Here is a 19,453-nt window from a genome sequence, read left to right as displayed (position 1 = left end):
GCAACGTCAGGCAAAGGTAAACCTCTGGTAAAGGCCCTTTGCTAAAACGATGGCAGTGCTTATCGTTCATCCTCCCCAAGTCGTCATTCCGAACAAGGTTCGTTCAACCCATGCAAGCGTCCAATTCCCGTTCCCTTCGTCGCTGGCTCGTCGGCCTGCTGATCCTGCTGCTGGTGGCCGCACTGGCCTGGTGGCTGTGGCCCGCAGCGACGCCTGCGCATAAAGAAGCCAGTGGCATGCGCGGTGGCAAGGGCATGGGCATGATCGGCGGCCGCCCAGGTTTTGGCGGCTCCAGTGACCCGGTACCCGTACGTGTCGTGCCGGTGCGGACAGGCGACTTCCCCCTCTACTACAAAGCCTTGGGCACGGTCACCGCGACCAATACGGTCAATGTGCGCAGCCGCGTGGCTGGCGAACTGGTGAACATCCACTTCAAGGAAGGCCAGCGCGTCAAGGCTGGCGACCTGCTTGCCGAAATCGACCCGCGCCCTTATCGCATCGCCCTGCAGCAGGCCGAAGGCACCTTGGCGCAGAACCAGGCGCAGTTGAAGAATGCTCAGGTCGACCTGGCCCGCTATAAAGGCCTGTACGCCGAAGACAGCATCGCCAAGCAAACCCTGGACACTGCCGAAGCCCAGGTTGCGCAGTTCCAGGGGCTGGTCAAGACCAATCAGGCACAGGTCAACGACGCCCGCCTGAACCTCGATTTCACCCAGATCCGTGCGCCGATCAGTGGCCGTGTGGGCCTGCGCCAGCTCGATCTGGGCAACCTGGTGGCCGCCAACGACACCACCGCGCTGGTGGTCATCACCCAAACCGAGCCGATCAACGTCGCCTTCACCCTGCCGGAAACCGAACTGAGCACTGTGCTGGAGCGCTACCGCAGTGGCGCCACCCTGCCGGTCGAGGCCTGGGACCGCGGTGACAGCAAGCTGCAGTCCACCGGTGTGCTGGGCAGCATCGACAACCAGATCGACACCACCACCGGCACGCTGAAGTTCAAAGGCCGCTTCGAGAACAAGGACCTGGCCCTGTTCCCCAACCAGTTCGTCAACGTGCGCTTGCTGGCCGACACCCTCAAGCAGGTGGTCATGGCCCCGGCCGCGGCCATCCAGTTTGGCAACGATGGCACCTTTGCCTATGTGGTCAACGAGAAGAGCACCGTCAATGTCCGCAAGCTCAAGGTGGGCGCCAGCGATGGCGAGAACAGCGTCATTCTCGACGGCTTGAAGGCCGGCGATCGCCTGGTGCTGGAAGGCACCGACCGCCTGCGCGAAGGCACCCAGGTGGAAGTGGTCGAAGACAGCTCGCAAGTGCCGACCACCCCGGGCCAGCACCTGCAAGGGCAGGAAGCCAAGGGCGCGGCGCAAACAGATGAAGCACAACCTGGCAACGCAGCAGGCAAGGCGGGCGCATGAACCTCTCGCGCCTGTTCATCCTGCGCCCGGTCGCCACCACGCTGAGCATGCTGGCCATCGTGCTGGCAGGCCTGATCGCCTACAAGTTGCTGCCGGTTTCCGCCTTGCCGCAGGTGGATTACCCGACCATTCGCGTCATGACCCTGTACCCCGGCGCCAGCCCGCAGGTGATGACCAGCGCCGTCACCGCGCCACTGGAGCGCCAGTTCGGCCAGATGCCGGGCCTGGAACAGATGGCCTCGACCAGTTCTGGCGGTGCGTCGGTGCTGACCCTGCGTTTCAACCTCGACATGAACATGGACGTTGCCGAGCAACAGGTGCAGGCCGCGATCAACGCCGCCAGCAACCTGCTGCCCAGTGACCTGCCGGCACCGCCGGTGTACAACAAGGTCAACCCGGCCGACACCCCTGTGCTGACCCTGGCCATCTCCAGCAAGACCATGCCGCTGCCCAAGCTCAACGACCTGGTCGATACCCGCGTGGCGCAAAAGCTTGCGCAAATCAGCGGCGTGGGCATGGTCAGCATTGCCGGTGGCCAGCGCCAGGCGGTACGCATCAAGGTCAACGTCGACGCCCTGGCGGCCAATGGCTTGAATCTGGATGACGTGCGCACGCTGATCGGTGCCTCCAACGTCAACCAGCCCAAAGGCAACTTCGACGGCCCGACCCGGGTGTCGATGCTCGATGCCAACGACCAGCTGCGTTCTCCCGAGGAATACGCCAACCTGATCCTGGCCTACAACAACGGTGCGCCGCTGCGTCTGAAAGATGTGGCCGAAATCGTCGACGGCGCCGAGAACGAGCGGCTGGCCGCCTGGGCGAACGAGAACCATGCTGTGCTGCTGAACATCCAGCGTCAGCCGGGCGCCAACGTGATCGAAGTGGTCGACCGCATCAAGGGCCTGCTGCCGTCGATCACCGACAACCTGCCGGCCGGCCTCGATGTCTCGGTGCTGACCGACCGCACCCAGACCATTCGTGCCGCGGTCAAGGACGTGCAGCACGAACTGCTGATCGCCATCGTTCTGGTGGTGATGGTCACCTTCGTTTTCCTGCGCCGCTTCAGCGCCACCCTCATCCCGTCGATTGCCGTGCCACTGTCGCTGATCGGGACGTTCGGGGTCATGTACCTGGCCGGGTTCTCGGTCAACAACCTGACACTCATGGCCCTGACCATCGCCACCGGCTTTGTGGTCGATGATGCCATCGTCATGCTGGAGAACATCTCCCGGCATATCGAAGAGGGCGAGACGCCTATGCAGGCGGCGCTCAAGGGTGCCAGGCAGATTGGCTTCACCCTGATTTCGCTGACCTTCTCGCTGATTGCGGTACTGATCCCGTTGCTGTTCATGGCGGACGTGGTCGGTCGCCTGTTCCGCGAGTTCGCCATCACGCTGGCAGTGGCCATTCTGATTTCCCTGGTGGTGTCCCTGACCCTGACACCGATGATGTGCGCGCGTCTGCTCAAGCGCGAGCCCAAGGAAGAAGAACAAGGCCGCTTCTACCGTGCCAGTGGCGTCTGGATCGACTGGCTGATCAAGCACTACGGCAGCGCCCTGCAGTGGGTGCTCAAGCATCAGCCGCTGACCTTGCTGGTGGCGGTGGCCAGCCTAGTGCTCACGGTGTTTCTGTACATGGTCGTGCCCAAGGGCTTCTTCCCGGTGCAGGACACCGGGGTGATCCAGGGTATTTCCGAAGCGCCGCAGTCCACCTCGTTCGCCGCCATGAGCGAACGTCAGCAGGCCCTGAGCAAGGTCATCCTGCAAGACCCGGCCGTGCAAAGCCTGTCGTCCTACATTGGCGTAGACGGCGACAACGCCACGCTCAACAGTGGTCGCCTGCTGATCAACCTCAAGCCCCACGGCGAGCGCGATGTCAGCGCCAGCGAAGTGATCAGCCGCCTGCAGCCGCAGGTCGACCGGCTGGTGGGCATCCGCCTGTTCATGCAGCCGGTGCAAGACCTGAGCATCGAGGACCGGGTCAGCCGGACCCAGTATCAGTTCAGCCTGTCGTCGCCGGACGCCGACCTGCTGGCGCAGTGGAGTGGCAAGCTGGTGCAGGCGCTGCAGCAGCGCCCGGAACTGGCCGATGTGGCCAGCGACCTGCAGGACAAGGGCTTGCAGGTGTACCTGGTCATCGACCGTGACATGGCCAGCCGCCTGGGGATCAGCGTGTCGCAGATCACCAATGCCCTGTACGACGCCTTCGGCCAGCGGCAGATCTCGACCATCTACACGCAGGCCAGCCAGTACCGCGTGGTGTTGCAGTCCAAGGACGCCGCAACGATCGGCCCGCAGGCGCTGGAGTCGATCCACGTCAAGGCCACCGATGGCGGCCAGGTGCGCCTTTCGGCGCTGGCGCGGATCGAGCAGCGTCAAGCCCAGCTGGCTATTTCCCACATCGGCCAGTTCCCGGCAGTGACCTTGTCGTTCAACCTGGCTCACGGCGCGTCGCTGGGCGAAGCCGTGCAGGTGATCGAGCAGGTGCAGCAGGACATCGGCATGCCGCTGGGTGTGCAAACCCGCTTCCAGGGTGCGGCCGAGGCCTTCCAGGCATCGTTGTCGAGCACCTTGCTGCTGATTCTGGCGGCGGTGGTGACCATGTACATCGTGCTGGGGGTGCTGTACGAAAGCTACATCCACCCGATCACCATCCTCTCGACCCTGCCGTCAGCGGCGGTCGGCGCCTTGCTGGCCTTGCTCATCAGCGGTAACGACCTGGGCATGATCGCCATCATCGGCATCATCCTGCTGATCGGTATCGTCAAGAAGAACGCGATCATGATGATCGACTTCGCCCTGGAGGCCGAGCGCCATCAGGGCATGAGCCCGCGCGATGCCATCTACCAGGCGGCGCTGCTGCGCTTCCGGCCGATCCTGATGACCACCCTGGCCGCGCTGTTTGGTGCGGTGCCGCTGATGCTTGCCACCGGTTCCGGTGCCGAGCTGCGCCAGCCACTGGGCCTGGTGATGGTCGGCGGGTTGCTGGTCAGCCAGGTGCTGACGCTGTTCACCACCCCGGTCATCTACCTGTACTTCGATCGCCTGGCCCGCCGCCTGCGCCCGGCCACTGACGTGAAGCAGGCCCAGGCATGAACCTGTCCGGGCCTTTCATCCGTCGCCCGGTGGCGACCATGCTGTTGAGCCTGGCAATCATGCTGCTGGGTGGGGTCAGCTTTGGCTTGCTACCGGTGGCGCCACTGCCGCAAATGGACTTCCCGGTGATCGTGGTGTCGGCGAACCTCTCTGGTGCCAGCCCCGAGGTCATGGCGTCCACCGTGGCCACACCGCTGGAACGCAAGCTGGGCAGCATCGCCGGCGTCACCACGCTCACCAGCAGCTCCAACCAGGGGTCGACACGGGTAATCATCGGCTTCGAGATGGGCCGTGACATCGATGGCGCAGCCCGTGAGGTGCAAGCGGCGATCAACGCTACCCGCAACCTGTTGCCCAGTGGCATGCGTAGCATGCCCACCTACAAGAAGATCAACCCGTCGCAGGCGCCGATCATGGTGCTGTCGCTGACCTCGGATGTGTTGCAGAAGGGCCAGCTGTATGACCTGGCCGACACCATCCTTTCACAGAGCCTGGCTCAGGTATCGGGGGTAGGGGAGGTGCAGATCGGCGGCAGTTCGCTGCCGGCCGTGCGCATTGCCGTCGAGCCGCAACTGCTCAACCAGTACAACCTGTCGCTGGACGAAGTGCGCACCGCCGTGTCCAACGCCAACCAGCGCCGGCCCATGGGCTTTGTCGAGGACACCGAGCGCAACTGGCAGGTGCGGGCCAACGACCAGCTGGAAAGCGCCAAGGATTACGAGCCGGTGGTGATTCGCCAGCAGAACGGCACCATTCTGCGCCTGTCTGACGTGGCGACTGTCACCGACGGCGTTGAAAACCGTTACAACAGCGGCTTCTTCAACGACCAGGCAGCGGTGTTGCTGGTGGTCAACCGCCAGAGCGGCGCCAACATCATCGAAACGGTCGACCAGATCAAGGCGCAGCTACCGGCACTGCAGTCGTTGCTGCCCGCCAGCGTGCAACTGAACGTGGCCATGGACCGCTCGCCCGTGATCAAGGCCACCCTCAAAGAGGCCGAGCACACCCTGCTGATCGCCGTGGTGCTGGTGATCCTGGTGGTCTACCTGTTCCTCGGCAGCCTGCGCGCCTCGCTGATCCCCAGCCTGGCGGTGCCGGTATCGCTGGTGGGTACGTTCGCAGTCATGTACGTGTGCGGTTTCTCGCTCAACAACCTGTCGCTGATGGCGCTGATCCTTGCCACCGGGCTGGTGGTGGACGATGCCATCGTGGTGCTGGAAAACATCTCCAGGCACATCGAGAACGGCCAGCCGCCGATGAAGGCGGCCTTCCTGGGCGCCAAGGAAGTGGGCTTCACCTTGCTGTCGATGAACGTGTCGCTGGTGGCGGTGTTCGTCTCCATCCTGTTCATGGGCGGCATCGTGCGCAACCTGTTCCAGGAGTTTTCCATCACCCTGGCGGCGGCGATCATCGTCTCGCTGGTGGTGTCGCTCACCCTTACACCGATGCTCTGCGCCCGCTGGCTCAAGCCGCACCAGGCCCAGCAGACACGCCTGCAGCGCTGGAGCGACAAGCTGCATCAGCGCATGGTTGCTGCCTATGACCGCAGCCTGGGCTGGGCCCTGCGCCACAAGCGCCTGACCCTGCTCAGCCTGTTGGCCACCATCGGCATCAACATCGCCCTGTACGTGGTGGTGCCCAAGACGCTGATACCCCAGCAGGATACCGGCCAGTTGATGGGCTTCATCCGGGGTGACGACGGCCTGTCGTTCACGGTGATGCAGCCGAAGATGGAAATCTACCGCCGCGCCTTGCTGGCCGACCCGGCAGTACAGAGCGTTGCCGGTTTCATCGGTGGCAACAGCGGTACCAACAACGCCATGGTGCTGGTGCGCCTGAAACCGATCAGCGAGCGCAAGATCGATGCGCAGAAGGTGATCGAACGCCTGCGCAAGGAGCTGCCCAAAGTGCCCGGCGGGCGCCTGTTCCTGATGGCCGACCAGGACCTGCAACTGGGTGGCGGTGGGCGTGACCAGACCTCCTCTCAGTACCTGTATACCCTGCAAAGTGGCGACCTGGCGGCGTTGCGCGAATGGTTCCCCAAGGTGGTCGCGGCGCTGCGTGCACTGCCTGAGCTGACCGCCATTGACGCCCGCGATGGTGCCGGTACCCAACAGGTGACGCTGGTGGTCGACCGTGACCAGGCCAAGCGCCTGGGCATCGACATGGACATGGTCACCGCAGTACTGAACAACGCCTACAGCCAGCGGCAGATCTCCACCATCTACGACAGCCTCAACCAGTACCAGGTGGTGCTCGAGATCAACCCGAAATACGCCTGGGACCCGAGCACGCTGGAGCAAGTGCAGGTGATCACCGCCGACGGCGCCCGGGTACCGCTGTCGACCATCGCCCACTACGAGAACAGCCTGGCCAACGACCGGGTCAGCCACGAAGGCCAGTTCGCCTCGGAAGACATCGCTTTCGACGTCGCCGAGGGCTACAGCCCCGATCAGGCCATGGCGGCACTGGAGCGCGCGGTGGCCAAACTGGGGCTGCCCGAGGAGGTGATTGCCAAGCTCGGCGGCACTGCCGATGCCTTTGCCCAGACCCAGCAGGGCCAGCCATTCATGATCCTTGGCGCACTGCTGCTGGTGTACCTGGTGCTGGGTATTCTGTATGAAAGCTACATTCACCCGCTGACCATTCTCTCGACACTGCCTTCGGCGGGCGTCGGGGCCTTGCTGGCGCTGTACGTCACCGGTGGCGAGTTCAGCCTGATCTCGTTGCTGGGGCTGTTCCTGTTGATCGGGGTGGTGAAAAAGAATGCCATCCTGATGATCGACCTGGCCTTGCAGCTGGAGCGCCATCAGGGCTTTTCGCCGGAAGAGTCGATCCGCCGGGCCTGCCTGCTGCGCCTGCGGCCGATCCTGATGACCACCCTGGCAGCGATCCTTGGCGCATTGCCGTTGCTGCTGAGCCAGGCTGAAGGCGCAGAAATGCGTCAGCCGCTGGGCCTGACCATCATCGGTGGCCTGGTGTTCAGCCAGATCCTCACCCTTTATACGACGCCGGTGGTTTACCTGTACCTGGACCGCCTGCGCCACCGTTTCAACCGTTGGCGCGGCGTGCGCACCGACGCCGCCCTGGAAACCCCGCTATGACTTTTGCCCAGACCCCACTTCACCGTGCCCTGCAGGCACTGACCCGTGGCCGTGGCTCGCGCCTGCTTGGTGCCGGGTTGTGCGTGGCCTTGCTCAGTGCCTGTACCCTGAGCCCGGACTACCATCGCCCCGAGCTGAACAGCACGGCGGCGCAGTTCAAGCATGCCGAAGGTTGGACCCAGGCCTCGCCGTCCGACGCCATCGCCCGTGGCGCCTGGTGGGAAATCTACGGTGATGCCGGGCTCAACGCGCTGGTCGAAGAGCTTAACCGCAGCAACCAGACCGTGGCGCAATCAGAAGCCCAGTACCGCCAGGCCCAGGCGCTGGTGCGCAGCAGCCGTGCGGCGCTGTTCCCCAGCCTGGACCTGAGCGCCAGCAAGAACCGTTCGGCGCAGGGCACCGGCAGCTCCAGTTCCAGCCTGTCCAATAACAGCAGCGGCATTCGCAACACCTACAACGCGCAGTTGGGCGTGAGCTGGGAGATCGACCTGTGGGGCAAGCTGCGCGAAACCCTGAATGCCAACGAGGCCAGTGCCGAAGCGAGTTTCGCCGACCTTGCGTCGATCCGCTTGAGCCAACAGTCGGAGCTGGTGCAGAACTACCTGCAATTGCGGGTGATCGATGAGCAGAAGCGCTTGCTGGAAGCCACCGTGGCGGCTTATGAGCGCTCGCTGCGAATGAACGAAAACCAGTACCGCGCCGGTGTCGCCGGCCCGGATGCCGTGGCCCAGGCCCGTACGCAGCTCAAAAGCACCCAGGCTGACCTGATTGACCTGATCTGGCAGCGTGCGCAGTTCGAAAACGCCATCGCCGTGCTGCTGGGCAAGACACCTGCCGACTTCGCCCTGGCCGACAGCAAGGCGATTCCAGCGTTGCCGCAAATACCGGTTTCGCTGCCTTCGCAGCTGCTGGAGCGGCGTCCGGACATCGCTGCGGCCGAACGCAACGTGATGGCGGCCAACGCCAACATCGGGGTGTCGCGGGCAGCCTACTTCCCGGACCTCAGCCTGAGCATGAGTGGTGGTTATTCCAGCAGCAGCTTCAGCAACTGGATCGAGTTGCCCAACCGCTACTGGTCGGTAGGCCCGCAGTTGGCGCTGACCCTGTTCGACGCCGGCAAACGCAGCGCCGAGGTCGACCGCACGGTGGCCGTGTATGACCAGACGGTGGCGCAGTACCGCCAGACCGTGCTGGACGGCTTCAAGGAAGTGGAAAACCTGCTGGTTCAACTGAAGGTGTATGGCGATGAAGCCGTGGTGCGCCAAGAGGCGCTTGACGCCGCCCGGGAGTCGTTGCGCCTGACCGAAAACCAGTACCGTGCCGGGCTGATCGGCTATCTGGATGTGGTCAACGTGCAAACCACGGCGCTGAGCAACGAGCGCAGTGTGCTGAACCTGCTGCAAGGGCGCCTGGTGGCCAGCGTGCAACTGGTGGCTGCGTTGGGCGGCGGCTGGGATGCAGAACAGGCGTTTGCCGAGCAGAATTGACCGAACGCAGAGGGGGTAGGCTGCGGTTATTGGATCCATTCCCATTCGCAAAAACCCCGTGCGTTTCGCTTAAGCTTGAGTACAATCGTCAGCTTTTGTCGGGCCCCCTGTCCCGGCGCTGGAACTCTCAATGCTGACCGGTAGCTACTCCTCTTCGCTGGTGTTGATTTCGCTGTGCGTGGCGATCCTGGCATCCTATACCGCCCTTGACCTGACCGGCCGCATTGCCACGGCCAAGGGCCGCGCTGCCTGCCTGTGGATGGGCGGTGGTGCGTTGGCCATGGGCATCGGCGTGTGGTCGATGCACTTCATTGGCATGCTTGCCTTCAGCTTGCCCATTGACTTGGGGTACGACCTGGCCCTGACCGCGTTCTCGTTGCTGATCGCTGTGCTGTCCTCGGGCTTTGCCTTGTGGCTGGTCAGCCAGCCGAGCCTGCCAGCGCTGCAGTTGGGGTTTGGCGCGCTGATCATGGGCGCCGGTATCGCTTGCATGCACTACACCGGCATGGCTGCCCTGCGCATGCTGCCGGGCATCGATTACGACCCGACGTTGTTCGGCGCTTCGCTGCTGATTGCCGTAGGCGCCTCGGCGGCGGCATTGTGGATTGCCTTCCGCCTGCGCAGACACACCCCCTATGTACGGCAGATCCGCGGCCTGGCGGCGGTGGTCATGGGCGTTGCCATCGTGGGCATGCATTACACCGGCATGGCAGCGGCGAACTTCCCCGAGGGCAGCTTCTGCGGCGCGCTGGGGGGCGGGTTGCAGGGGGACAGCCTGGTTTATCTGGTGCTGATCACCACGCTGGCAGTACTGGCAGTGGCATTGCTGACTTCGGTGCTGGACGCGCGTCTCGAGGCACGTACAGCCGAGTTGGCCCGTTCGCTGACCTTGGCCAACCAGGAACTGACCCAACTGGCCTTGCACGACACCCTCACCGATCTGCCCAACCGTACCCTGCTGGCCGATCGCATCGAACAGGCCATCGCCAAAGTGGCGGAGCAGGGTGGTTGTTTTGCCCTGATGTTCATTGATCTGGACGGCTTCAAACCCGTCAACGATGCCTTTGGCCATCATATCGGTGACCTTCTGCTCAAAGCGGTAGCGGCCCGCTTGCGCGGCCACCTGCACAGCCAGGACACGCTGGCACGGATTGGCGGCGACGAATTCGTGCTGCTGGTGGAACTGCAGGAGCCGAACGATGCCATGGACGTGGCGGTCAAGCAGGTCAACCTGGTGTCCCGGCCTTTCCGCGTGGCCGAGCACGACCTGCAACTGTCGGCGAGCCTGGGCATCGTTCTGTACCCGGGCAACGGCCAGGACCAGCATGAGCTGCTGCGTAACGCCGACGCTGCCATGTACCATGCCAAGAGCGCCGGCAAGAACGGTTACAGCTTCTTCGATGTGTCGATGAACAGCAACGCGCGCCAGCAGTTGCAGCTGCTGCAGGACTTGCGCCTGGCGCTTGAGCAGCGCCAGTTCCGCTTGCATTATCAGCCCAAGTTCGACGCCCAGGCCTGCCAGCCGATCGGTGCCGAAGCGTTGCTGCGCTGGGAGCACCCGCAGCAGGGCCTGCTGCTGCCTGACCGCTTCATCGGCCTGGCGGAAAAGACTGGCCTGATCATCCCCATTGGTGAGTGGGTACTCACTGAGGCCTGCCGTCAGATGCGTCAGTGGCTGGATCAGGGGCACCATGGCTGGCGCATGGCGGTGAACCTGTCGGCCATCCAGTTCTGCCATGCCGGTCTGGTCGACAGCGTGGCCCGCGCCCTGCAGCAGAACGGCTTGCCAGCCAACTGCCTGACACTGGAAATTACCGAAACCACCGCCATGCACGATGCCGACGCCAGCCTGACCGTGCTGCAGCGCCTGTCCGACATGGGCGTGGACTTGTCCATTGATGACTTTGGTACGGGCTATTCCAGCCTGATGTACCTCAAACGCCTGCCAGCCAACGAGCTGAAAATCGACCGCGGTTTCGTACGCGACCTGGAGCAGGACAGTGACGATGCAGCGATTGTTTCGGCAATTGTCGCACTGGGCCAGGCGTTAGGCCTGCGTATCGTTGCCGAGGGGGTTGAAACCGACAAACAGCAGGACTTCCTGACCCGTCTGGGGTGTGATTCGTTGCAGGGCTACCTGCTGGGCCAGCCCGTGCCGGCCGAGCAGTTTATGAGCAAGTTGCAGGCCATGGGCCCGGAACTCACTGCTGCGGGCTAGGCGCTGTATGAAGAGCCTTGATACTTGGTGAGGCTGGGTTGAAAACAGAGCCTAGACTGCATCGCGCAAGGTAAAGGCGGGTATGAAGGCGTCCATTTCCGCCTCGACGGCCTCGATGATGAGCTCTACATCGGCGGCGGCCATGATCGCTGCACAGGGGATGCCCGCAATCGCCAGCAGGGTTTCACCGCTGGCGCGGTCGAACAGCCGCGCGACCATGCTGCGTGGCGCATCCATGCTGGCCTCGAAACCCAACGGATGGAAATGCCAGCGCATCACCTGGCAGGCGTTGGGGAACGTCATCTTGTTCATGCCAGCCTCCTTGTCCGTACCTGGACGTGATGAGCGGGTGGCCACATCGATGCGGCCGCCGGGAAATTAAAGATAGCACCTGCTACGCGCGATTTTCGCTTGCAAGTACGACAAATGTGCGAATGCTTGACACTGGTCACACCCTTGTCATGGGCGCAGTGTGACGACTGGCTGCATGGCAAACGTTTTCCCGGCCGCAAGGTGCCAGGTAACCATCGGGTTTGGTGACGTTCGCGGACGTTCGACGCGCAGGTTTTTCAGACGAGCGGCTTGGTTAACCCAGCAACCCGGCGGCGATGTTGATAGTGAACCCCAGAATCGCCGTATTGAACACGAAGCCCACCAACGAATGCGCCAGCACCACCCGCCGCAACCCACGCCCGGCGACACCCACGTCCGAGGTTTGCACCGCCACGCTGATGGTGAACGAGAAGTAGTGGAAGTCCCAGTAATCCGGGTTGCGCTCGCCATCAGCGAAGCGCAGTGGGGGTTCGTGGTTTTGCCCGGTGTAGAACAGGCGGGCGTAGTGCAGGGTGAATATGCAGCCGATCAGCAGCCAGGAACCGGCGACGGTCAGGCCGGTGTAGAGATAGTGCACGGCCAGGGCCGTGCCTTGCAGGCCGCGGCTGGAGACCAGTTGCAGGGTGACCGCGGCAAGGCTGGCGATGGCGGCGATGCACACGGTCAGCAGGACCAGGCCGGCGTTCTCGTCTTCGACGCCGGCGACCTTGCGGACCTTTTCCGGGCTGGCTGTCCAGCTCAGGTAGAGCACCAGCAGCAGGTACAGCCACACCCCCAGGTTCCAGCCAGCGAGGATGTGCTGCACGGTATCACCGGCGGGGATCAGCCAGGCACCAGCGAGGCCGACTGCAGCGGCGAGGCTCAGGCGGGGGTGTGTGCGGGTCAGGCGATGGAAAGCCATGGGGCCTCATTCACAAGGGGTATGGCTTGTACTCTAGACCGTCATAGGGTTGGGCGGGATGCGCAATACCCTGCAGGGGCTGGGGTTTCTTTGAGTCCCCCATCGCACGGCATTGCAACTCTCAGTACACTGCACGTTCCAACACCAACATCCGTTGAACTCGAGGTTTTTGCATGACGCTCAGTCCTTTGGCAGGCAAGCCGGCTCCAGCCAGCGTGCTGGTCGATATTCCCCGGCTGCTTACCGCCTATTACACGGGCCGCCCAGACGCTGCCGTGGCGGCCCAGCGCGTGGCCTTCGGCACCTCGGGGCACCGGGGCAGTTCGCTTGAATTGAGTTTCAACGAGTATCACGTCCTGGCCATTAGCCAGGCGATCTGCCTGTACCGCCAGGAAAAAGGCATCGATGGCCCGCTGTTCATCGGCGCCGATACCCACGCCCTGTCAGCGCCGGCGACCGCCAGCGCCCTGGAAGTGCTGGCCGCCAACGGCGTGCAGGTGATGCTGTCCAAGGATGACGAATACACGCCGACGCCGGCGGTTTCCCACGCCATCCTCTGCCACAACCGTGGCCGCACGCAGGGCCTGGCTGACGGTATTGTCATCACCCCGTCGCACAACCCGCCGCAAAGCGGTGGCTTCAAGTACAACCCGCCCAACGGCGGCCCGGCCGACAGCGACGTGACCAAGTGGATCGAGGGCAAGGCCAACGAGCTGCTGGCGGCTAACCTGGCGGGCGTCAAGCGCATGGACCATGCCCAGGCGCTGCAGGCGCCGACCACCCACCGCCACGATTACGTCAGCAACTATGTGGCCGACCTGGAAAACGTCATCGATTTCGATGTCATCCGTGGCGCCGGGTTGCGCCTGGGCGTCGACCCGCTGGGCGGGGCAGGGGTCCGCTACTGGTCGGCCATTGCCAAGCACTACCAGCTGGACCTGGAAGTGGTGAACACCGAGGTCGACCCGACCTTCCGCTTCATGACCGTCGACTGGGACGGCCAGATCCGCATGGACCCTTCCTCGCCGTATGCCATGCAGGGCCTGATAGGCCTGCGCGAGCGCTTTGACGTGGCCTTCGCCTGCGACCCGGACCACGACCGCCACGGCATCGTCACCCCTGACGGCCTGCTGCAACCCAACAACTACCTCGCCGTGGCCATCGACTACCTGTTCCGCCACCGTCCGCAGTGGCGCACCGACGCCGCCGTGGGCAAGACCGTGGTCTCCAGCGGCCTGATCGACCGCGTTACCCAACGCCTGGGCCGCGATCTGTATGAGGTGCCGGTGGGCTTCAAGTTCTTCGCCCAGGGCCTGTTCGACGGTTCGCTCGGTTTTGGTGGCGAAGAAAGTGCAGGGGCTTCGTTCCTGCGTCGCGATGGCTCGGTGTGGGCCACCGACAAGGACGGGTTGATCCCGGCCTTGCTGGCCGCCGAAATGACCGCCCGTACCGGGCGTAACCCGAGCCAGGCTTATGCCGACCTGACCGACGCGCTGGGCAAGCCGTTCGCCACCCGTGTCGAGGCCAAGGCCGATGCGCGGCAGAAGGCGTTGCTGAGCAAGCTGGCGCCGGAGCAGGTGAAGTCGACCGAACTGGCCGGTGAGCCGATCGTGCAGATCCTCAGCCACGCCCCAGGCAATGGCCAGGCGATTGGCGGGCTTAAGGTGATGACGGCCAATGGCTGGTTCGCCGCGCGCCCGTCGGGTACTGAAGACATCTACAAGATCTACGCCGAAAGCTTCATCGACGAGGCGCATTTGCAGCGTCTGGTGCAGGAAGCACAAGTGCTGGTCGATGAAGCCATTGCCTGACCGGTAACAAACCGCTTGGTTCTGTGGTGTGATGTAAATTAGAATTAATCTTATTTACTCCGCCGCAGGACCCTCCTCATGATCGACGCCGCGCCGCCACCGGAGCCTGGCCTGCCTGCCCTGTACCGGGAGCATCGCGGCTGGCTTGAAACCTGGCTGCGCCGGCGTATGGGCAATGCCTGGGATGCCGCCGACCTCAGTCAGGATACTTTTCTGCGCATCCTGGCCAGCGCCCAGCCGCTGGCAGACATACGCGAACCGCGTGCCTACCTGCTGACCGTGGGCAAGCGTTTGCTCAGCAATTTCCACCAGCGACGTAGCCTGGAGCAGGCCTACCTTGATGCCTTGGCGCAGTTGCCCGAGCAACACGTGCCGTCGCCAGAACAGCGCTGGGTACTGCTCGAAACCCTGCAAGCACTGGATGAATTGCTCGACGGCCTCAAGCCGCCGATACGCAAGGCCTTTCTCTGGAGCCAGCTGGAAGGCTTGGGCTACGCCGAGATTGGCCAGCGCCTGGGCGTCTGCCAGCGCTCGGTGAAACGCTACATGGCGCAGGCTTACGAACATTGCCTGTTGGCCGAGTTGCAATGAGCCCCCACCCCCCAGAAACCCGCGAGGCGCTGCGTGCTGCAGCCCGTTGGCTGGCATTACTGGATTCTGGCGACGCAAGCGAATCTGACCTGCAGCGTCTGGCGCAATGGCGCGCCAGCAGTCACCTGCACGAAGACGCCTGGCAAAAGGCATCGCTGCTGCGAGCGCGGTTTGCCGGGTTGCCCGGCGCATTGGCGATGGCCGCCCTGGATCGCCCGGATGCCGGTCGTCGGGCACTGCTCAAACAAGCCCTGGGTGTGACGGCGTTGTTGCCGGTGGCCTGGCTGGTGAGCCGTGAGCTGCCGCTGGATGCCTGGACCGCCGACATGCGCACCGCGGTAGGAGAGCGCAGGCAGGCACTGCTGAGCGACGGCACCTTGTTGCAGTTGAACACCGACAGTGCGGTCGATATCGAGCTGGGTGCAGGCCGCGTGGCACTGCTGCGCGGTGAAGTGGCCGTCAGCGTGCCCGCTAACCTGAGCCTCACCTTGCAGGTGCCTTATGGCCGGGTGGTGCTCAGTGAGGGCGAGGCGTGCCTGCGCCTGCTTGATGAGGCTTGCCGGGTGTCGGCGATCGAGGGTTCAGTCAGCCTGCAGCCGTTGCGGGGTCCAGCCGTGATGCTACAGGCCGGCCAACAGGCCAGTTTGCAGGCGGTCGGCGTTGGCCCTGTCAAAGCGTTCGACGCATGGCAACTGGGCTGGCGCGAAGGTGCGCTACGGCTGGACGACCGCCCGCTGGGCGAGTTGCTGCACGAACTGCGCAGGTATCGCCCCGGCGTACTGCGCTGGGCACCAGAACTGGAGCGCTTGCGTGTTACCGGCACGTTCCGCCTTGACGACACCGACCGGGTGTTGGCCCTGCTCGCCGCCAGCCTGCCGTTGCAGGTGCAGACCCGCACGCGTTATTGGGTGAGCCTGGCCGCACGAGAAAATCGAGCATGAGGCTGTCCCCTTTTTTTCACTCGCCGGTCATTACCGGTAGGAGAAAATAAAAGGGGAGCCTTGTTCAATGCCTGCAGTAAAATCTTGCCGCCTGCGCCCACTGGCGCGCGCAGCACATCCATTGTTCGCGATAAGCCTGCTGTTGTGTGCACCCGCCTGGGCCGATGAGCCGGCCCGGCGTACGTTCCAGGTGGCGCCAGCCAGCCTGGGTGCCGCTTTGACCCATTTCGCCGACCAGGCCGGTGTCAGCCTTTCGCTGGACCCGGCATTGGTAGAGGGCCGGCAAAGTAACGGCTTGTCCGGTCGTTACAGTGTCGATGAAGGCTTCAACCAGTTGCTGCGCAGTAGCGGCCTGCAGGCGCTACCAGTGGGTGAGGGGGCCTTCACCCTGATGCCAGCCCCCCAGGCCAGTGGCGCGCTGGAAATCGCCCCCACCCGCATCGTCGGCGGCCTGGCCGCAGGCAACGAAGCGCAGCCGTATGCCGGTGGCCAAGTGGCACGCCAAGGGGCACAAGGCTTGCTCGGTTCGCGCGACTTCATGGAAACCCCGTTCAGCATCACCAGCTACACCAGCGACCTGGTCAAGAACCAACAGGCGCGCACCTTGGGCGAGCTGATTGCCAGTGACCCTTCAGTGCGTGCTACCAACCCGGCGGGCGGGCGTTTCGAGCAGTTCACCATTCGCGGCTTCAGCCTGTTCAACAGTGATGTGGCCTACAACGGTCTCTATGGCATCTTGCCGACCTATTCGATCGACATGGAAATGGCCGACCGGGTCGACATCATCAAAGGCCCCAGCCAGTTGATCAACGGCATTTCGCCGCGTGGCAGCGTGGGCGGCGGTATCAACGTGCAGCCCAAGCGAGCCGCTGACAAGCCGATCACCGAATTCACCGGCAGCTACGCCTCGGCCGGCCAGGCTGGCGGCGCAGTGGACATCGGCCGTCGCTTTGGTGAAGGCCAGCAGTTCGGCGTGCGCTTCAATGGCGTGAAGCAGGCCGGTGATACCGAATGGGACCACCAGCGCGTCGACCGCGAAATGGCGGTGCTGGGCCTGGATTTTCGAGGCGAGCGCCTGCGTCTCTCGGCAGACCTTGGCCACACCGAGCGCGATACCGACGCCCCGCAGGAGCGTGTGCTGGTTGGTGCCAATGCCAAGGTGCCCAATGCCAATGACGTACGCCACAACTACGCCCAGGCCTGGAGCAAGGCGCGTACCAACGACACCTTCGGTGCGCTGAACGCCGAGTACGATATCAGCGAATCGCTGCTGGCCTATGGTGCGGTCGGTGCGCGCAAGAGCAACCACGACTTCCTGCGCCATAACGTGTCGATCACCAACGATGCCGGCGACTTCACCGTGCAGCCGCGTGACTTTACCCGGGACGAGTCGGTGCGCACCGCCATGGCCGGTTTGCGTCACTGGCTCCATACCGGGCCGGTGAGCCACGAGCTGAACCTGGCCGCCACCTATTACTACATGGACTTCACCAACGGCGGGGCGCGCTATGCCTCGGCGCCGAGCAACCTCTACAACCCGGTGGCCGCACCGACACCCGGTACGCCAACCCGCCTCGACCCCGAGGTCTACACGGAAAACCGCTTCTCCGGCGTGGCCCTGGCCGATACCCTTGGCTTTTTTGACGACCGCCTGCTGTTGACCCTGGGTGCGCGCTGGCAACGGGTGCAGGTGGATGACTGGAGCGACGGCGTCAAAGGCGATACGGGCTATGACGAAGAAAAAGTCTCGCCTTCTGGGGGCGTATTGCTCAAGGTCACCGACCAGCTCTCGTTGTATGCCAACTACATGGAGGGCCTGAGCCAAGGCAAGATCGCCCCCTCGACCTCGATCAACGAAGACCAGATCTTCCCGCCGTTCACCAGCCGCCAGATCGAGGTGGGTGCCAAGTACGACCTCGGCCAGGTGGCCTTTACTGCCAGCGCCTTCCGCATTCGCCAGCCGGCCTACGAGACCAACCCCGCCTCGCGGGTGTTCGGCCCCAATGGCAAGCGTGACAACCGCGGCATCGAGCTGAGTGTGTTCGGTGAGCCGGTGCAGGGCGTGCGAGTGTTGGGTGGGGTGATGTATATCGACAGCGAGCTGACCGACACCGTCGGCGGTGCCTACGATGGCAACCGTGCGCCGGCCACGCCCGAATACAACGTCAATCTGGGGGCTGAATGGGACGTGCCAGGGGTGAGCGGGCTGACCTTCACAGCGCGCGGCATTCACTCCAGCTCGCAGTACCTGGACCAGAACAACAGCAAACGCATCGACGGCTGGGAGCGTTATGACCTGGGCGCACGTTACGCCTTCAAGGTAAACGCCACCGAGGTTACCTTACGGGCCAGTGTCGAGAATGTGCTCGATGATCGCTACTGGAGCTCGGCAGGGGCGTCGGATGACAGTGAGCCGGGGTTGACCCTGTCCACCCCGCGGACCTATCTGCTCTCGGCCACGGTCGGCTTTTAAACCGTACCCTTGTATACCCAGCGGGAGCGGACGTGCCCGCGAATCTGGCGACTCGGTGCATGGCACCGGCTTCGGCAGTGTTCGCGGCTGAAGCCTTTCCCACAGGGGAGCAGTTGCGTAGATGATCAGCCCGGCGCAAGCGCCCGCCCCAGCTTCTGCGCCTGCCCCTGCAACACCCGCATCAACTGCAGCGCTGCATGCGAGGGCGGCTCGAAGCGCGAATAGACGAAGCTGATATCGAAGTGAATCTCATCGGCCAACGGCACCACCGCCAGCCCGCTGTCCTGTGCAACGAACTCGTCGATCACGCTGATGCCCATGCCTTGCTTGACCAACGCCACAGCCTCGTTGGCATTGGTGAACGACAACAGTGATTTCAGCTGTAGCCCGCGGCGCCCGATGTGTTCGGCCAACAGCTTGCCAAACGGCATGTCGGGCCGGAACAGCAGCAACGCATGGCCCTCCAGCTGCTGCAGGGTCAGCGCGGGCTGACCGGCCAAAGGGTGACCCGGCGGCATCACCACTACCATGCGTCCACGCATGAACGCTTGCGAATGCAGGTGGTCGTGCACCACCGGCAGGGCGGCGATCGACAGGTCGACCTTCTTCGACAAGATCTGGTTGGGCATTTCGCCCATCAACGAGGTTTGCCACTCGATATTCAGTGACGGTGATTCACGCTTGAGCTGGGCCAGGGCCATCGGGATCACCACCGTGGACAACGATGCACTGCACGAGATACGCAACTTGCGCTGGCCGCCAGCGCCCAGCGCCAGGGCACATTCGTTGACCTGCAACGCTGCCTGGTACACCCGCTCGACCTCGCGAAACAGCACCTGCGCTTCGGCCGTCGGCACCAGGCGGTTGTTGACGCGCTCGAACAGCGGGTAGGCCAGGCGCGCTTCGATGTACTGAATCAGCTTGCTCACCGCCGGCTGCGACACATACAGCAATTTGGCCGCCGCACTGATCGAGCCCGTCAGCATCACCGCCCTGAACACTTCCATGTGCCGCAGCTTGAACACCATGGGGCTTGCGTCTGCGCCTTCGTTGCCAAGCAGCATGTGTATTACCTTCGGTT

12 protein-coding genes are annotated in these 19,453 nt (G+C 63.7%); 9 read left to right on the top strand and 3 right to left on the bottom strand.

Translation table 11 applies throughout. The features are described from left to right. Window positions 1–110: 110 nt before the first annotated feature. The 5 genes from AC3WLP_RS21680 (at window position 111) to AC3WLP_RS21660 (ending at window position 11,322) form a co-directional block, all read left to right on the top strand. Window positions 111–1,418, top strand: coding sequence for an MdtA/MuxA family multidrug efflux RND transporter periplasmic adaptor subunit (locus AC3WLP_RS21680; RefSeq protein WP_088512718.1), 1,308 nt, complete (start codon window positions 111–113; stop codon window positions 1,416–1,418). Beyond that, window positions 1,415–4,513, top strand: a complete 3,099-nt coding sequence (locus tag AC3WLP_RS21675) for an MdtB/MuxB family multidrug efflux RND transporter permease subunit (RefSeq protein WP_088512717.1) — start codon at window positions 1,415–1,417, stop codon at window positions 4,511–4,513. Before AC3WLP_RS21680 ends, AC3WLP_RS21675 begins: the two co-directional genes overlap by 4 nt. Continuing rightward, window positions 4,510–7,617, top strand: a complete 3,108-nt coding sequence (locus AC3WLP_RS21670; RefSeq protein WP_003247741.1) for an efflux RND transporter permease subunit — start codon at window positions 4,510–4,512, stop codon at window positions 7,615–7,617. Before AC3WLP_RS21675 ends, AC3WLP_RS21670 begins: the two co-directional genes overlap by 4 nt. Then, window positions 7,614–9,104 carry an efflux transporter outer membrane subunit gene (locus AC3WLP_RS21665; protein WP_012052084.1) on the top strand — a complete coding sequence of 497 codons (1,491 nt, stop codon included), beginning with the start codon at window positions 7,614–7,616 and terminating at the stop codon, window positions 9,102–9,104. The genes AC3WLP_RS21670 and AC3WLP_RS21665 overlap by 4 nt, the downstream gene beginning before the upstream one ends. A gap of 130 nt (window positions 9,105–9,234) precedes the next feature. Continuing rightward, window positions 9,235–11,322 (top strand): putative bifunctional diguanylate cyclase/phosphodiesterase, encoded by a 2,088-nt coding sequence (locus AC3WLP_RS21660; protein WP_010954433.1) that lies wholly within the window; start codon window positions 9,235–9,237, stop codon window positions 11,320–11,322. Window positions 11,323–11,373: 51 nt separating this feature from the next. Here AC3WLP_RS21660 and AC3WLP_RS21655 read toward each other — a convergent pair whose 3' ends face one another. After that, window positions 11,374–11,634, bottom strand: a complete 261-nt coding sequence (locus AC3WLP_RS21655) for a DUF1652 domain-containing protein (RefSeq protein WP_088512716.1) — start codon at window positions 11,632–11,634, stop codon at window positions 11,374–11,376. Window positions 11,635–11,908: 274 nt separating this feature from the next. Then, entirely contained in the window at window positions 11,909–12,556 is a 648-nt protein-coding gene (locus tag AC3WLP_RS21650) for a DUF1345 domain-containing protein (protein WP_003247748.1), read from the bottom strand. Between the two features lie 173 nt (window positions 12,557–12,729). Between AC3WLP_RS21650 and pgm the strand changes: the two genes are divergently transcribed. The 4 genes from pgm to AC3WLP_RS21630 all read left to right on the top strand — a co-directional run bounded on the left by pgm (window position 12,730) and on the right by AC3WLP_RS21630 (window position 18,372). Then, complete coding sequence (gene pgm / locus AC3WLP_RS21645; RefSeq protein WP_003247749.1) at window positions 12,730–14,367, top strand: phosphoglucomutase (alpha-D-glucose-1,6-bisphosphate-dependent); 1,638 nt, start codon at window positions 12,730–12,732, stop codon at window positions 14,365–14,367. Window positions 14,368–14,445: 78 nt separating this feature from the next. Continuing rightward, complete coding sequence (locus tag AC3WLP_RS21640) at window positions 14,446–14,958, top strand: sigma-70 family RNA polymerase sigma factor (RefSeq protein ID WP_012052087.1); 513 nt, start codon at window positions 14,446–14,448, stop codon at window positions 14,956–14,958. Then, the gene (locus tag AC3WLP_RS21635) at window positions 14,955–15,899 is read left to right on the top strand and encodes a FecR domain-containing protein (RefSeq protein ID WP_088512715.1); all 945 of its coding nucleotides are present in this window, start codon (window positions 14,955–14,957) and stop codon (window positions 15,897–15,899) included. Before AC3WLP_RS21640 ends, AC3WLP_RS21635 begins: the two co-directional genes overlap by 4 nt. A 67-nt stretch (window positions 15,900–15,966) precedes the next feature. Next, a complete protein-coding gene (locus tag AC3WLP_RS21630) occupies window positions 15,967–18,372 on the top strand; it encodes a TonB-dependent receptor (RefSeq protein WP_088512714.1) in 2,406 nt (801 codons plus the stop codon). 125 nt (window positions 18,373–18,497) lie between these two features. On the opposite strand, the gene AC3WLP_RS21625 is transcribed toward AC3WLP_RS21630, so the two are convergent. Further along, entirely contained in the window at window positions 18,498–19,436 is a 939-nt protein-coding gene (locus tag AC3WLP_RS21625) for a LysR family transcriptional regulator (RefSeq protein WP_003247757.1), read from the bottom strand. Between the last annotated feature and the right edge of the window lie 17 nt (window positions 19,437–19,453).

This window comes from Pseudomonas sp. FW305-E2 (assembly GCF_058782925.1).
The sequence above is the reverse complement of the archived record's forward strand: the minus strand, read 5'-3'. Positions and strand labels throughout refer to the sequence as shown.

Coding starts and splice junctions, on each gene's coding strand:
- AC3WLP_RS21655 (WP_088512716.1), bottom strand. CDS start 11,634: ATGAACAAGATGACGTTCCCCAACGCCTGCCAGGTGATGCGCTGGCAT.
- AC3WLP_RS21680 (WP_088512718.1), top strand. CDS start 111: ATGCAAGCGTCCAATTCCCGTTCCCTTCGTCGCTGGCTCGTCGGCCTG.
- AC3WLP_RS21660 (WP_010954433.1), top strand. CDS start 9,235: ATGCTGACCGGTAGCTACTCCTCTTCGCTGGTGTTGATTTCGCTGTGC.
- AC3WLP_RS21650 (WP_003247748.1), bottom strand. CDS start 12,556: ATGGCTTTCCATCGCCTGACCCGCACACACCCCCGCCTGAGCCTCGCC.
- AC3WLP_RS21640 (WP_012052087.1), top strand. CDS start 14,446: ATGATCGACGCCGCGCCGCCACCGGAGCCTGGCCTGCCTGCCCTGTAC.
- AC3WLP_RS21635 (WP_088512715.1), top strand. CDS start 14,955: ATGAGCCCCCACCCCCCAGAAACCCGCGAGGCGCTGCGTGCTGCAGCC.
- AC3WLP_RS21675 (WP_088512717.1), top strand. CDS start 1,415: ATGAACCTCTCGCGCCTGTTCATCCTGCGCCCGGTCGCCACCACGCTG.
- AC3WLP_RS21670 (WP_003247741.1), top strand. CDS start 4,510: ATGAACCTGTCCGGGCCTTTCATCCGTCGCCCGGTGGCGACCATGCTG.
- AC3WLP_RS21665 (WP_012052084.1), top strand. CDS start 7,614: ATGACTTTTGCCCAGACCCCACTTCACCGTGCCCTGCAGGCACTGACC.
- AC3WLP_RS21625 (WP_003247757.1), bottom strand. CDS start 19,436: ATGCTGCTTGGCAACGAAGGCGCAGACGCAAGCCCCATGGTGTTCAAG.
- pgm (WP_003247749.1), top strand. CDS start 12,730: ATGACGCTCAGTCCTTTGGCAGGCAAGCCGGCTCCAGCCAGCGTGCTG.
- AC3WLP_RS21630 (WP_088512714.1), top strand. CDS start 15,967: ATGCCTGCAGTAAAATCTTGCCGCCTGCGCCCACTGGCGCGCGCAGCA.